The sequence below is a fragment of the Nocardioides pacificus genome (assembly GCF_054775955.1).
The window spans coordinates 1,067,201-1,080,942 of the sequence record NZ_BAAHCI010000005.1 but is presented as its reverse complement, the minus strand read 5'-3'; the positions used below and the strand labels follow the sequence as shown (position 1 = coordinate 1,080,942).

General features: G+C 70.0%; 13 protein-coding genes. 8 read left to right on the top strand and 5 right to left on the bottom strand.

The features are described from left to right. The first annotated feature begins 8 nt into the window (after nt 1–8). From ACYU7L_RS07780 to ACYU7L_RS07770, 3 genes are read left to right on the top strand one after another with little or no spacing between them, the layout of a single operon-like run. Entirely contained in the window at nt 9–1,307 is a 1,299-nt protein-coding gene (locus ACYU7L_RS07780; RefSeq protein WP_460794770.1) for a type IV pilus twitching motility protein PilT, read from the top strand. Between the two features lie 2 nt (nt 1,308–1,309). Next, complete coding sequence (locus ACYU7L_RS07775) at nt 1,310–2,530, top strand: type II secretion system F family protein (protein ID WP_460794769.1); 1,221 nt, start codon at nt 1,310–1,312, stop codon at nt 2,528–2,530. 18 nt (nt 2,531–2,548) lie between these two features. Then, nucleotides 2,549–2,950, top strand: a complete 402-nt coding sequence (locus ACYU7L_RS07770; RefSeq protein WP_460794768.1) for a cold-shock protein — start codon at nt 2,549–2,551, stop codon at nt 2,948–2,950. A 190-nt stretch (nt 2,951–3,140) separates the two neighbouring features. On the opposite strand, the gene ACYU7L_RS07765 is transcribed toward ACYU7L_RS07770, so the two are convergent. From ACYU7L_RS07765 to ACYU7L_RS07745, 5 genes are all read right to left on the bottom strand, one after another. Next, entirely contained in the window at nt 3,141–4,592 is a 1,452-nt protein-coding gene (locus tag ACYU7L_RS07765) for an HNH endonuclease (protein ID WP_460794767.1), read from the bottom strand. Nucleotides 4,593–4,870: 278 nt separating this feature from the next. After that, a complete protein-coding gene (locus tag ACYU7L_RS07760) occupies nt 4,871–6,229 on the bottom strand; it encodes a pilus assembly PilX N-terminal domain-containing protein (protein ID WP_460794766.1) in 1,359 nt (452 codons plus the stop codon). Nucleotide 6,230: 1 nt separating this feature from the next. Continuing rightward, the gene (locus ACYU7L_RS07755; protein WP_460794765.1) at nt 6,231–6,905 is read right to left on the bottom strand and encodes a PilW family protein; all 675 of its coding nucleotides are present in this window, start codon (nt 6,903–6,905) and stop codon (nt 6,231–6,233) included. Continuing rightward, entirely contained in the window at nt 6,902–8,839 is a 1,938-nt protein-coding gene (locus ACYU7L_RS07750; protein ID WP_460794764.1) for a type IV pilus modification PilV family protein, read from the bottom strand. The genes ACYU7L_RS07755 and ACYU7L_RS07750 overlap by 4 nt, the downstream gene beginning before the upstream one ends. Then, the gene (locus ACYU7L_RS07745; protein ID WP_460794763.1) at nt 8,823–9,293 is read right to left on the bottom strand and encodes a GspH/FimT family pseudopilin; all 471 of its coding nucleotides are present in this window, start codon (nt 9,291–9,293) and stop codon (nt 8,823–8,825) included. Before ACYU7L_RS07745 ends, ACYU7L_RS07750 begins: the two co-directional genes overlap by 17 nt. A gap of 237 nt (nt 9,294–9,530) precedes the next feature. Between ACYU7L_RS07745 and ACYU7L_RS07740 the strand changes: the two genes are divergently transcribed. The 5 genes from ACYU7L_RS07740 to ACYU7L_RS07720 all read left to right on the top strand — a co-directional run bounded on the left by ACYU7L_RS07740 (nt 9,531) and on the right by ACYU7L_RS07720 (nt 13,736). Continuing rightward, nucleotides 9,531–9,983 (top strand): prepilin-type N-terminal cleavage/methylation domain-containing protein, encoded by a 453-nt coding sequence (locus ACYU7L_RS07740; RefSeq protein ID WP_460794762.1) that lies wholly within the window; start codon nt 9,531–9,533, stop codon nt 9,981–9,983. An 80-nt stretch (nt 9,984–10,063) separates the two neighbouring features. After that, nucleotides 10,064–10,570 carry a hypothetical protein gene (locus ACYU7L_RS07735; RefSeq protein WP_460794761.1) on the top strand — a complete coding sequence of 169 codons (507 nt, stop codon included), beginning with the start codon at nt 10,064–10,066 and terminating at the stop codon, nt 10,568–10,570. A gap of 38 nt (nt 10,571–10,608) precedes the next feature. Continuing rightward, a complete protein-coding gene (locus ACYU7L_RS07730; protein WP_460794760.1) occupies nt 10,609–12,714 on the top strand; it encodes a peptidoglycan DD-metalloendopeptidase family protein in 2,106 nt (701 codons plus the stop codon). A gap of 57 nt (nt 12,715–12,771) precedes the next feature. Next, nucleotides 12,772–13,497 carry a FliA/WhiG family RNA polymerase sigma factor gene (locus ACYU7L_RS07725; protein WP_460794759.1) on the top strand — a complete coding sequence of 242 codons (726 nt, stop codon included), beginning with the start codon at nt 12,772–12,774 and terminating at the stop codon, nt 13,495–13,497. After that, a complete protein-coding gene (locus ACYU7L_RS07720) occupies nt 13,494–13,736 on the top strand; it encodes a hypothetical protein (protein ID WP_460794758.1) in 243 nt (80 codons plus the stop codon). Before ACYU7L_RS07725 ends, ACYU7L_RS07720 begins: the two co-directional genes overlap by 4 nt. The last annotated feature ends 6 nt before the right edge of the window (nt 13,737–13,742 follow it).

Genomic DNA, 13,742 nt, shown 5'->3' with positions numbered 1-13,742 from the left:
GGAGACCAGTGAACGACGCTCCCAGCAACGGCTTCGGCCTCCCGCTGGCCGTACCCGCTGCGGCCCCCGTTGCCCAGCCGATCGCCCCGCCCGTTGTGGCTCAGCAGGTCGTGGCCCCGGCGGTCGCCGTGGCCCCGGTGGCCGCCCGGCCGGTCGCCGTACCGCCTCCGTCCGCTGCCGCCCCCCTCGCGGCACCGGCCGGTGCCGCGCGCGGCCTGGTGCTCGACGAGCTGCTGATCCACGCGCTGAGCGTGGGGGCCTCCGACCTGCACCTGACCCAGAACGCCCCGCCGACGGTGCGGGTGCGCGGGGAGATGGAGGTCATCGAGGGCTTCGAGCCGCTGAGCGCCACCCAGCTGCAGACCACGCTGTACGGCGTGATGACCGAGCGTCAGCGCAAGGTGTTCGAGGAGGAGCACGAGCTCGACTTCGCCTATGCCGTGCCGGGCCACGCGCGGTTCCGCGTCAACGTCTTCCGCCAGCGCGAGGCCGTCGGAGCGGTGATGCGTGCGATCCCGTGGGAGATCGTGCCGCTGGAGAAGCTGGGGATGCCGGACGTGATCTCGGGCTTCGCCGGCCTCAAGCGCGGGCTGGTGCTGGTCACCGGGCCCACCGGGTCGGGCAAGTCGACCACGCTGGCCGCGATCATCGACAAGATCAACCGCTCGCGCCGTGGTCACATCATGACCATCGAGGACCCGATCGAGTTCCTCCACGAGCACCGCGGCTGCCTGGTCAACCAGCGCGAGGTCGGCGCGGACACCAAGGACTTCGCGGTCGCCCTCAAGCACGTGCTGCGCCAGGACCCGGACGTGATCCTGGTGGGCGAGCTGCGCGACTTGGAGACGATCTCGGTGGCGCTGACCGCGGCCGAGACCGGCCACCTGGTCTTCGCGACCCTGCACACGCAGTCGGCGCAGGACACGATCACCCGTGTCGTCGACGTCTTCCCCGCCGAGCAGCAGCAGCAGGTGCGGACCCAGCTCGCGGCGAGCCTGCAGGCCGTGGTCTGCCAGACGCTGATGAAGACCACCGACGGCAAGGGCCGCGCGGCCGGCGTCGAGATCATGGTCTGCAACTCCGGCATCCGGGCGATGATCCGCGACAACAAGCTCCAGCAGATCCAGGGCGCGCTGCAGGCGGGCGCGCGCGACGGCATGCAGACGCTCAACGCCCACCTCGCCGCGCTGGTGCGCGAGGGACGGGTCACCTATGAGGCCGCCCTGGAGGCCTGCACGAACCGGACCGACTTCGACTCGCTCGTCGGCTCGTCCACGGCGCGTACGACGACAGCCGGCTGGCAGTGACCATGACGACCACGACGCAGTTCACCTACAAGGTCAAGGACGCGCAGGGGAAGTTCGTCGAGGGCAAGGTCGACGCGGTCTCGGAGGCGGCGGTCGCCGACCGGCTGCGCTCGATGGGCTATGTGCCGCTCGAGGTGCGCCAGGCCAACGTCGGCATGCAGCGCGAGATCAGCCTCGGCCGCAAGAAGCGGGTCAAGGCCAAGGACCTGGCGGTGTTCGCCCGCCAGTTCGCGACGATGATCGACGCCGGCCTGTCGATGATGCGCGGGCTGACGATCCTCTCCGAGCAGTCGGAGAACCTGGAGCTGCGGCGGGTGCTGCGCGGCGTACGCGCCGACGTCGAGGCCGGCCAGAGCCTGTCCGCGTCGTTCGCGAAGTATCCCGAGACCTTCCCCGTGCTGATGATCAGCATGGCGCGCGCCGGTGAGGCGGGCGGCTTCCTCGACGTCGCGATGCGCCAGATCGCCGACAACTTCGAGGCCGAGGTGCGGCTGCGCGGCAAGATCAAGGCGGCGCTGACCTATCCGGTCGTGGTGTTCGTGCTGGCCATCGTGATGTGCGTCGGCCTGCTGGTGTTCGTCGTACCCGTCTTCGACGAGATGTTCGCCGACCTCGGGGGCGAGCTGCCCCTGCCCACCAAGATCCTGGTCGTCCTGTCCGAGGCGATGCGCTTCCTGCTGCCGATCCTGATCGTCGGGCTGGTCGTGTCGAGCGCGCTGTGGCGCAAGTTCAAGCGCACCGAGAAGGTCCGCAACGTCGTGGACCCGCTCAAGCTGCGGATGCCGGTCTTCGGCAACCTGGTGCAGAAGCTGGCGCTGGCCCGCTTCGCCCGCAACTTCGGCACCCTGCTCCACGCCGGCGTCCCGATCCTGCAGTCGTTGGACATCGTCTCGGAGACCACCGGGTCGGTCGTCATCTCGCGGGCGCTGGCTGAGGTCAAGGAGTCCGTCAAGCGCGGCGAGACCGTCGCCGGGCCGCTCGCCCAGCACGAGGTCTTCCCGGCGATGGTCGTGCAGATGATCGCGTCCGGCGAGGAATCGGGCGCGATCGACCAGATGCTGGAGAAGATCGCGGAGTTCTACGACCAGGAGGTCGAGGCCACGACCGAGGCGCTCACGGCGATGATCGAGCCGTTGATGATCGCGTTCCTCGGCGGGATCGTGGGGTCGATGATCATCGCGCTGTACATGCCGATCTTCAAGGTGTTCGACCTGATCGGCTGACGGGCGGATACTCGCGACATGGCGTCACGGGAGATGGCAGCGCGAGGTGACTCAGCTCGGGGCGACTCAGCTCGGGGCGACTCAGCACGGGGCGACTCAGCACGGGGCACGGTCCGGGAGTGGCACGCCGAGGACGGGTGGGGCGTCATCGACTCCGACGACACCCCCGGCGGCTGCTGGGCGCACTTCTCCATGGTGCTGATGGCCGGGTATCGCACGCTGCAGGCCGGGCAGGAGGTCCGCTTCACCTTCGAGGCTCCCGGCCAGGACGGCTATGCCTTCAGCGCAGAGGAGGTCCGGCCCGTCGGCCAGGCGCCGGTCCGCGAGGTCGTTCACCACGTGACGGGGCCGTCGGCTGGGTTCCGCTCCGAACTGGTCGTGACCTTCGATGACGAGGACGAGCACACGTCAGAAACCTGACGCCCGTCGCCCCTGCTGGACTCGCTGGTCGAGCAGGTTGCGCAGCCGTTCGTTGGTCGAGCAGGTTGCGCAGGTTGCGCAGCCGTTCGTTGGTCGAGCAGGTTGCGCAGCAACCGACGTCGAGACCACCCGCAGACACGCCGAAACCCCCGCCGGATGCTGCCAACGACGGGGACGCGGGGCGATGCAGCTACTCGTCAGGCGGAGGTACAGCGCGCGACCGGTCACGGGTCACGTCAAGCGTCCCGGTGTGATCACGCAGGTACTGATACCCCTGCGGACTCGTCCATAGGAACGTCCCCGGATCGATGACCGTGTAGGTCCACGGCGAGTGCGTCTTGTGACGATGATGCCGCCGGCACAACGGCGCGACATTGCAGGAGCACGTGCTCCCGCCAGCGCTGTGTTCTCGGACGTGGTCACAGTCCGCCCGATGCCCGTCAGGCTTGAGCTTCCTGGCTGGTCGGGTGCACCACGGGAACACACACGAGTGGTTGATCAACGCGACGCGTTCGACGAGCCGGTCGGGGACCTCGTAGGCGCCGACGTGGACGTGGTCCTCGAGATCGATGACCGGCTTCACGGTGACCTGGGCATCCGGGCTGGCGCACCAGTCGCGGACCTGATCGACCGAGACGAAGGAGCGGGTGTTCTCCACTCGGGCGAGGTGGAGGCGGTTCCTGTCGACGTCAGCGTCGGCGCTGTTGTCGAGGCCCCGGGCGCGCAGGACGTCGTGGGAGAGGTGGACGTACAGAACTACCTGCCGGGGACGACGCCCCGTCCCGTGCGCGGGGGTCGGATCGGCCGGGGAGGATGAGCGCGGTTGATCGGGAGCAAGGGTTGAGTCGGATCCACCGCGCTGATCCGATTCCTGCTCCTCGGTGTTGAGGTCGAAGGCCAGCTGTTGGCGGGCGAGGTCCGCGACCGCCTTCGCCCGACGGGCACCGAGCGGCTCCTCGGACCCGAGCACACGCTGCGCTTCGGCTCCGGCGGTGACGGCGGCGTCGAGGTCCATCGCGTCCGCGATGTCGAGCTCGCCGCGGATCTGCATGGTGCCCTCGTAGGAGACCTGATCGGTGTCCACATCGAAACACCGGCCATCAGCCGCGGCACGGCGGCGCTGCTCGGCGTCCTCGGGCTGGAACCGGACCCGGGCCTCCTCGATCAACCGGTCCAGAGCAGCGACCCCGATCTTGTGCGCCACCGAGGCGACATGACGGTCCACGAACGCAGCACCAGCGGCGACGAGACTCATGGTGGCGTCGGCGATGCGGCGCGCCTTCCACGCCACCAGGTCACCGGCACACACGCGGGCCCAGACCTTGGGAAGCCGATACCTGAGCTCCACGGCTTGGCCGACGTAGCGGTTGCCGGCGTCGGTGGACATGCCGACGGCGAGGGCGAACTCGGTGATCGCGAACTCTGCGACCAGCGGGGCACCCTCCCCGGCGATGGGGAGGCCCCGGTCGCCGTACCCGTCGTGGGCCAGCGCGGCATCGGTGAGGGAGTCGACCGAGTGCATCGCGGCCCAGTCCACGGCGAGCTGGAGCTGCTCGACCTCGGCCCGGTCGGCGGTCGAGCGGCGTGCCCGGGCAGCCTCCAGCACCGCGGCGGCGGTGTCGGGGGCGGCTGTCTGGGACATAGAAATAGTCAAGCAGGGGGCGCCGACACTGCCCCCGCCCAGAAGCGGCGCGACGCGCTACCTGTGGAGAACTTTCGCGGGTGGGGTCTCGACGTCGGTTGCTGTGCAACCTGCTCGACCAACGAACCCGGCGACGCAACCTGCTCGACCAACGAACCCGGCGACGCAACCTGCTCGACCGGCGAACCCGGCGGCGCAACCTGCTCAGTCCGCCGAACGCGGCTGCCCCAAGACCGAAGGCGACGAGTGAACTGGAGGCGACCCGCGCGGTCAGCGCATCAGCGGTCGTTCTCGCGATAGTTGGAGACGCGGATGTCGAGGAGCGACGGGCTGGGGTTGTCCATGAAGCACTTGTCGATCCCGAACTCGGTGGTGCCCCCGAGACTGATGGAGTCCGCGTAGACGGTGCCGGTGAGCTCCGCATTGCCGTTGCTGGAGATGCTGCCGTGGGGATGGTTGGACGTGAGGAAGATCGAGGCGAGGAGCCGGAGGTTCGAGTTCATCTTGACGTTGCCGCCCGCCACGACGATCACCAACGACCGTGGAGTGCAGCTGGGCGACGGCAGGTAGTTCGAGATCTGGTTGAGGTTCACCACACCCCCGGGGTCGGTGTCCGTCAGATCGAAGAACATCACGCTGTGCGGCTCGTTGTCCGGTTCCGGGGGCTGCCATCCTGACGACTCCGTGTGGAAGTTCCCCTGGGAGATCGCGACGGTGCGCAGGCGATCGATCAGGTCGTCCGGGAGCCGCGGGGAGATCTCGAACAACTCGAACAGGGCGTTGTCGTCGCGGAGGTAGGACCCCTGCACGTCGATCGCCCCGTCACCGTTCAGGTCACTCTTGGCGTAGTAGTCCGGGTAGGGCTGCTGGGCGGTCGCGCATGCAGACCCGGCAGGGGGGAGCCCCCCGGCCCGGTCGTGGTCGTAGGGGTAGTCCGGGTCGCAGACCGGCGGGTGGATTCGCTTCATGTCGCAGCTGTTGTGGTCGGAGATGTACTGCGACGTGTGCACCCCGATCGGGAGGCCGTAGGCGAGGTCCAGCTGCCCCTTCACCATCTTGATCTGGGAGCGGCGCACGACGCAGCCGGTCGAGAACACGCTCTGGTTCGAGACCTCCGCCGCCCCGCTGCCCGCCACCGTGCGCGCGAAGATGCCCCGCGGCACCTTGCCTGCGGTCACGCTCAGGTCGACGCTGACCGAGCGCATGGCGGCACCCGCAGCCCGCCCCACGGTGGTGACGCGGTAGGTCCCGGGGTTGCTCGCGGGGTAGGCGTCCACCATCTCGATCGTGACCTCGAAGCTCTGACCGGCCTTGCCCGGCACGGTCCCCGTCAGCTTCACGGGCGGGCACGTCGGATTCGCGCAGTTCAGTCCGTTGACGCCAGTGGAGCGCAGATAGGTCACGGCCTGCGCGATGCCGGCGTCGGCAGCGTTCAGTGCGGAGCCGGCCTGCTGCGCCCGCCAAGACGACTGCAGGTTGTTGATGGTCAGGACTGAGACGGTCGTGCCCAGCGCTGTGATGAGGGCGAGCACCATCAACGTCATCACCATCGACGATCCGCGATCGTCGCGGACCCGATCGCGAAGGATCCGATCGCCGAGGGCCCCTCGGCGGATCATGCCTCGGAGAACACCCATGTCAGGTCCTGTTCCTCATGTCGATCATCGTCTGGTAGGTCTCCGAGGCTCCGCCGTCCTCCACCGTCATGGTCAGCGCCACGAGGTCGATGTGGTTGAGGTCCGGGTTGTCCGGCAGCCCGTTGGCGACGCTGATCGGCGGACCGACAGCATCGATCTCCTCCCAGGTCGTCTTGCCGTCGCCGTTCGCGTCGTACTCCCACAGGCTGCTGCGCAGCTCGATGGTGAAGGCGGTGACCCCGGCCGAGAGCACGGTCTGGGCCATCCCACCGCCTTGCAGGGTCAGCCGCCCCGCGGATCCGTCGACCCCGGGTGGCGTCCAGGTGTAGGTGAGGATCTCGGGATCCGTCACGCTGCTCCCCGGCAAGGTGTCACCGTCGAAGTCGGTCCAGAACGTGATCGTGGTCGGGTCCTGAGCCGTCGCCGGGAGCGTGACCGAGTTGATGCTGGACGCCTGGCGCAGCTCGCGGGCGATCCGCTCCATCGCGATGCGGGACTCCTCGACGACTCCGGTGCGCTCACGCGTCTGGGTCGTGACCTGGCTGGTCGAGATGCCGAGGCCGAGGAGAAGGGTGCCCACCAGCGTGAAGAGCCCCATGCCCACCAGCACCTCGATCAGCGTCACGCCCTCGTCGCGCGTCGTACGGCGCGCCGCGGCGGAGGTCGTCGGCGTCATCGAGAGTCCTCGGCCGTACAACCGACCTCGCCGAACGTCGCGGTGACCGCGGACGTCAGATCTACCAGCTCCGGAGCCGGGGGCGCGGTCGTCACCGGGGCCGTGGGCTCTGCACCGCCGGACGGATCGACGGAGGGGCTCGTCGAAGGGCTGGGGGTCGGGCTGGCCGTCGGGCTGGCGGTCTCTGTGGTCTCCACCGGCGTGCCCGGGACCGCCGGCAGCGGGTCGATGCCCGTGCGCAGCGCCCGGCTCGTCAGTCGGAACACACCGGGGACCGAGACCGAGGCGAAGCCGGGGATGGCTGTCGGGACCAGCTCACTGCTGGTGAGCGCCGACCACGAGTCGATGTAGTCGCCCAGGACACGCGCCTCGATGGCCGGCGTGGACTCGTCCTCTAGGCGCACCGGGGTGGTGAGCGGGATGCCCGCCAGCGGATCCTTCGTGAGCCCGGGCTCGATGACAGCGGCTGTGCGGTACGTCGCGGGCGCGTCGGGGTCGAAGTACTTCACGACTGCGCGGTAGTCCGCGTCGACCGTTGCGGCATGCGCTGCCCCCGCAACGGTGCACTGGGCCGCCGACTTCTCCAGCTCGACGACGATCACACCGTCGGGAGCGAAGCTGGTCGGGAAGAGCGAGATCCGGCTGGCCCTCGTCACGGCGCACGCCTCGACGACGCCCGGGGAGGACGCGGCCCCCGTGTCCGTCGTACGGATGAAGCCGCCGGCAGACACGAACGCCCCGGTCCCGATGCCCGCCACGTTGCATTGCGCGTCCACGCCACCGGGGGCGGCCGTTGCCTTGGAGCTGAGCCGCACCAGTGATCCCGACAGGCTGAGGAAGCCCCGGTAGTTGCCCGCGTCCCCGTTGTGGAAGGTGAAGCCCCCCTGGGTGGCGTCGGTGAGCAGGGCCTGCATGGGGGCGCCGGCAGCTCCGACGTTGGGCAGCCCCTCGTCGGAGCTGAGGGGCCCGACCTCGACGCGGCTGGCGCCCCAGCACACCACGAGGCACCCAGCCGCCAGACCTCCAGGCCCGGCAGGGATCGGACCGGCCGTGGTGCTCGCCGGCGGAGCGGAGAGCGTCGCTGTCGCTCCTGCGGCCCGTTCGCCGGTGGCCAGGCCCGCACTCGTGGCGGCCAGCGCGGCATCGGCTGAGCTGGTGTGGGTCAGGGCACCCGCCAGGTTGAGGACACCGGCGGAGAGCGAGATCGATCCGTCGGTCTGCCCCGAGCCGTTCAGCGCCAGCGCGGTCCCGTTGGCGCGAACCTGGATCTGGTTGACGACGGGTAGCTTCTCGGCGATCTGTGTGTACGTCGTGACCGGGCGCAGCGTGCCTCGTTCGGCGTGCAGAACCGTGACCGTGACCCCGATCTGCGAGGAGGCCGGTCGGCTGTTGGCAGGTTGGGTCTTGTCCTGGGTGTTGTACGCGGTGGGCGGGGCGACCGGCGCGGACGTCGCCGAGCCGGAGAGGAACTGCGTGTTCACGACGATCGTGAACTCAGGCGCGTTCGGAGCGGTGAGCACCTTCCGGTAGCCGGCACCGTCGGGCTCGTAGTCGCACCGCGAGGCACTTTCCGAGACGTAGCCCGACCACTCCGGCTTCGGGGATGCGTACTCGTCCCCCGCGCGGCACACCGGGGCGGCACCCGCGACCCGGTTGCGGAAGTAGTAGTCCAGCACGTCGCGATACTCGCCGCGCGACGGAGCGACGTAGTAGGGCAGGTTGCGCATCAGCTCGAGCTGCCCCTGGGCGATCCCCTTGCCCTGGGTGATCATCGCAGCCGTACCGGTCGACCGGATCCCGATGATGAGCAACGGGAGCACCGCCACCATCACGACGGTGAGGACACCGATCGACACGATGATCTCGATCAGCGAGAACCCCTCGTCGCGTTGACCTCGTGCGCTGCGCACTCGGCGTTCAGGAGAGCTGGACACGACCGGTCAACCCCTCCACCTTGAGTGTGTAGACCTTGCTCGAACCGCTGCGGACGACCTTGACCGTCCCAGCTGTCGCGGTGCCCCGCGCATAGAACGTGACCCCGCTGGGGGAAGCCGTGCTGAACGTCGGGGAGCTGATGCTGACCTGATTGCCGTCCGGGCTCATCGGCCCACGAATCGCGGTCAGGGATCCGTCGCACGAGCCCCGGAGCACCGAGTAGCTGTTGGCAGACTCGCTGAACTGAACGCAGATGGAGGTCCCCTCGGTCACCGCCTGCTGCTGGGCCTGGCGCAGCACCGACTGGATCTCACGCGCCGTGCCCGAGTGGGCGCTGGCCTGCGACCAGGCGGACCATCCCGAGACAGCGATCGCCATCATCACGCCCATGAGCGTGATGGTCACCAGCACCTCGATCAGCGTGAATCCGCTGTCCCGGTCTGGCTGCGGCATCGCTGGCCCTTCGACGGGTGGACGACAGACACCCGGGTGGGTGTCACGCCCTTCCCATCGGCCCGCGCGTATCGGGACTTGAGGACTCGTGTCAATCCGATCCCCGGGCGCGTCGAATTTCTTTACTCCGGCCTCAAGTACGCCTCACCAGCGGCCGAAGTGAGGGTTGTCCGCCGCGCCGAGACCCAGATCACCCGTGGGCACAGCGCTCGTGCTTCATTGTCTCAGGAGTCCCCCATGCTCGCTCGTCTGCAGAAGTCTCTGAAGGAGAAGGACCAGGGCTTCACCCTGATCGAGCTCCTCGTCGTCATCGTGATCATCGGCATCCTTGCCGCGATCGCCATTCCGCTGTTCCTCAGCCAGCGTGAGAAGGGTGTGGACTCGAGCATCAAGTCCGACCTGAAGAACGCGGCCACAGTCGCGGCCACCATCGCCACCGACGACCCCACCAGCACCACCGAGTTCACCGTTGACACGCTCGAGGCCGCCAACTGGAAGCACGACGACAGCGGAGACACCGTCTACAACGTGTCTGGCGCCCCTGCTACCGGTGACTTCTGCATCTCCGGCCACAACGCCGGCGGCAGCACGACTGACGGCACCCTTGAGTGGGTCTACCGCGAGGCAGATGGCGGCCTGGACACCGACCAGGGACTCGCCTGCGGCACTGTCACCGACCCGGACGCGTAACCACAGCCCCAGGTCTGGGGACGGCACAACCCACGAGTGCCGTCCCCAGCCCACCCCCTGCTCCACCTCCGGAGGACCCGATGACCAGTCTCGAGACCAGCAGCCCCGCTGCTGACGAGGCACGCGTCGCCGAGACCGCGCAGTGTCTGCGCGAGATGGCGGCCGTGGTCCGGGTCCTCTTCGGCACCGGTCTGCAGCACTCCGCAGCCCCGGAGCCCATCCGCTCCCCCGAGCCGGCCCCGGCAGCGCCGGCCCAGGCCTCGATCCCGGTCCCGGTGGCACCCGCGACGCCGGCCCACGACGTACCCGCCTCCCAGCCGGCAGCGCTCACCAGCGTGCCGCTGCCGGAGGCGATCCCCGTCGAGGGCCTCGCACTACCGACCGAGGCCCCCGCCCCAGCCGCCGCAGCAGCAGCCCGACCCGGCGCCCCCGCGGCGATCCCCGTCCCCGGACTCGCCACCCCGCAGCCCTACCCCCATCCGGATGTCCAGCCGGACGCCCAGCAATACCCCGAGCCCGAACCCGACCTCGAGCCCGAGCGCCGCTCCCTGGCGCTGCTCAACGAGATCGCCTTCCTCGACGACTGACCCAGCTCTCCCGCTCCACTCCCCCAGGCAAGGAACCCATGACAGGCAGACGCATCAGCTCCCCAGCCGCTCGCCGGCTGGTCTCCGTGGCTGCGCTGTCACTCCTGCTCACCCCGCTCACCGCACCCTCCTCCGCAGCCTCCGCCGCTACGACGGCCCCCCTCGCCGACGTCCTGGGCACCACCGCCACCCCCGCGCCCCCGACCGACACCGCACGCGGCCTCGCCGACGAGGTCGCCGAGACCAAGGCCGCCTACACCACGGCGCGCCAGGCCGTCGTCTCCGTGCGCGCGCAGCACAAGCGGCTCGATGACAACGCCTCCGCCGCCTCCGACCGCGCGGCCGAGCTGCAGCGCGAGACCGCCGACGACGGTGGCCTGCTCAGCGCCGTGGGCGACCTGCTGTCCCCCGGCCCCTCCGACCTGGACAAGGCCCAGGAGGCCGCCGAGGACGCCGAGCACGCCCTCGAGCTCGCCGCCCTCGCCGAGAAGGCGCTGACCAAGGCGATCTCCACCAGCGAGGCCGCCCGGATCGCCTGGGAGTCCGCCACCCGCGCGCTGGCGCAGGAGGAGTCGCGCTGGAGCGCCCGCGAGGCCGCCGACGCGTCGATCCGCCGCTCGCAGTTCAGCGAGCGCTACGCGGTCACCGACCGCCCCCAGGACCAGCGCAACCAGAAGGCCCTGCGCTCCTGGCACACCTACCTCGACGACCTGGCCGACGTCTCGGTCGTGCCGCCGCCGGCCAAGCGGCTGGCCGACCCCGAGACGCTGCCCGGCCGCTTCGACCTCGTCCGCGACGCCCACGGCAAGGCCGTCGCCGGCGTCGCCGAGATCGACCCGCTGGGCGAGCGCGGCGTGCCCGTCATCCCCGCCGAGACCGTGCGTGCCGTGTCCGACGCGTTCCGGCGCGTCGGCCTCGACGAGGTGCCCGGCGACGTCGACCCCACGGCGTACGCCTGTGGCGGCTTCGTCACCAACGTCTGGGCCTCCACCGAGACCACCGTCCCCGCGGACGTCAACGACCAGTGGGGCAAGCTGCGCCGCGTCCCGCGCGAGGCGCTGCAGCTCGGCGACATAGTCGTCCTCGGCAACGAGGAGACCGGCATCGCCCAGAGCGGCATCCACGTCGGCGCCGACTCGGTGATCGTCGCCGACCCTGACACCGGGGTCGCCGCCGTCGAGAAGCTGCGCTCCGACAACCTGCTCGGCGTACGACGCGTCGCGCTGCCGCGGGAGGGCCAGAACGAGCCCGCACCCACCACCGGCATCTGCGCCCCCGAGGACGCGGCCCCGGTCGTGACCCCGCCGTCGTCCCCCGGCCTCACGCTGCCCGGCTTCCCCGTCACCACCGACGGCTTCGGCCTCCCGCTCGCGGCGGGCAGTTATCGCATCTCCGCCTACTTCGGCCAGTCCGGCAGCCTCTGGTCGTCCGGCCAGCACACCGGCCAGGACTTCTCCGCCGACACCGGCACCCCGGTCGTCGCCGTCGCCGACGGTGTCGTGGCCGTGGAATACCCGAGCTGGGCCGGCAACTGGGTCCGCATCGACCACGGCGCCGGGATCGAGTCGTCCTACGCCCACCTGTCCGCGGTCGACGTGACCACCGGCCAGTTCGTGCAGAAGGGCCAGCTGATCGGCGCCGTCGGCAGCGAGGGCAACAGCACCGGCCCGCACCTGCACTTCGAGATCCGCCTCGACGACGTCACCGTCGACCCCGCGCTCATCATCGACATCCCCGAGCGCCCGCGCCCGACGTACTCCAACGGCCAGATGCCCGACTCGGCCCTCTGCGACGCCACTCCCGGCGGGCATCGGCTGAGCTGCGACGCGGCCGTGTCCTACCGGCTGCTGGCGGCCGACTACCAGGCCGCGATGGGCAGCGAGCTGTGCATCACCGACTCCTACCGCACGCTCGAGGGGCAGCAGGCGCTGGCGCTCACCAAGCCCGGCCTCGCCGCCACGCCCGGCACGTCGGTGCACGGCTGGGGTCGCGCGGTCGACCTGTGCGGCGGCGTCGAGACCTTCGGCACCGCGCAGCACGAGTGGATGGTGGCCAACGGGCCCTCCCGCGGCTGGGTGCACCCCGACTGGGCCGGCGCCAGTGGCAGCCGTCCGGAGCCCTGGCATTTCGAGTACGGCGTCTGAGCCCTTCCCCCAACGGTTAAGGTTTCGAGTCAGACCCCTGCTGGACAGGAGAAGCCGATGACCTCGACCGAGCCCGAGAGCAGCGTCGAGCACCTGTGGCGCCTCTACAAGGAGTCCGGCGACAAGGACGTACGCGACCGACTGGTGCTGCAGTACTCCCCGCTGGTGAAGTACGTCGCCGGTCGTGTCGGCTCCGGGCTGCCCGCCACCGTCGAGTCCGGTGACCTGGTCTCCGACGGCGTCATCGGCCTGATGGACGCGATCGAGAAGTTCGACCTCGACCGCGGCCTGCAGTTCCAGACCTACGCCGTGCCGCGGATCCGCGGGGCGATCGTCGACGGCCTGCGCGCCTCCGACTGGGTGCCGCGCTCGGTGCGCGAGAAGATCCGCGACATCAACATGGCCCAGGCCACCCTCGAGCACAGCCTCGGCCGGGCCCCCACCGACCGCGAGGTCGCCGTCGAGCTCAAGATCACCGTCGGAGAGCTGCGCAAGCGCTACTCCGAGACCTCCTACACGAGCCTGGTCAGCGCCGAGGCCAGCGGCATCGACGACTTCGCGCCGGCCACCCCGGCCGAGGGCATCGACGCCGACGACCTGCCCGACGGCTTCCTGGAGGCCGTCCACGAGCTGCCCGAGCGCGATCAGGTGGTCGTGGCGCTGTACTACTGGGAGCGGCTCACCCTCGCCGAGATCGGCCAGGTGCTCCAGGTCAGCGAGTCGCGGGTCAGCCAGCTGCACAGCCGCGCGACCATGACGCTGCGACGCAAGCTGGCCGCATGACCTACGACCGCGAGGCAGAGGATGCCAAACGGCAGGCGCTGATCGAGGCCAAGATCGCTGAGCACGAGGCGGACCCGGACGTCGCCGAAGTGCTCGCTGCGCTCGACCGGTGGGACGCGAATCTCGCGGCGCTGGTCGCCCAGTACCCGCCCGAGGAGACCAAGCGGGTCCTTCGGCGGGTCTACATCGACGCCGACGGCAACCCCCGCACCCGGCACCGCCAGCTGCGCGCTCTCTGACCCCGT

Excerpts from the sequence above, each read along its gene's own strand:
- ACYU7L_RS07745 (WP_460794763.1), bottom strand. The coding sequence starts at position 9,293 with ATGCCGCAGCCAGACCGGGACAGCGGATTCACGCTGATCGAGGTGCTG.
- ACYU7L_RS07770 (WP_460794768.1), top strand. The coding sequence starts at position 2,549 with ATGGCGTCACGGGAGATGGCAGCGCGAGGTGACTCAGCTCGGGGCGAC.
- ACYU7L_RS07760 (WP_460794766.1), bottom strand. The coding sequence starts at position 6,229 with ATGGGTGTTCTCCGAGGCATGATCCGCCGAGGGGCCCTCGGCGATCGG.
- ACYU7L_RS07755 (WP_460794765.1), bottom strand. The coding sequence starts at position 6,905 with ATGACGCCGACGACCTCCGCCGCGGCGCGCCGTACGACGCGCGACGAG.
- ACYU7L_RS07735 (WP_460794761.1), top strand. The coding sequence starts at position 10,064 with ATGACCAGTCTCGAGACCAGCAGCCCCGCTGCTGACGAGGCACGCGTC.
- ACYU7L_RS07765 (WP_460794767.1), bottom strand. The coding sequence starts at position 4,592 with ATGTCCCAGACAGCCGCCCCCGACACCGCCGCCGCGGTGCTGGAGGCT.
- ACYU7L_RS07740 (WP_460794762.1), top strand. The coding sequence starts at position 9,531 with ATGCTCGCTCGTCTGCAGAAGTCTCTGAAGGAGAAGGACCAGGGCTTC.
- ACYU7L_RS07720 (WP_460794758.1), top strand. The coding sequence starts at position 13,494 with ATGACCTACGACCGCGAGGCAGAGGATGCCAAACGGCAGGCGCTGATC.
- ACYU7L_RS07775 (WP_460794769.1), top strand. The coding sequence starts at position 1,310 with ATGACGACCACGACGCAGTTCACCTACAAGGTCAAGGACGCGCAGGGG.
- ACYU7L_RS07725 (WP_460794759.1), top strand. The coding sequence starts at position 12,772 with ATGACCTCGACCGAGCCCGAGAGCAGCGTCGAGCACCTGTGGCGCCTC.
- ACYU7L_RS07730 (WP_460794760.1), top strand. The coding sequence starts at position 10,609 with ATGACAGGCAGACGCATCAGCTCCCCAGCCGCTCGCCGGCTGGTCTCC.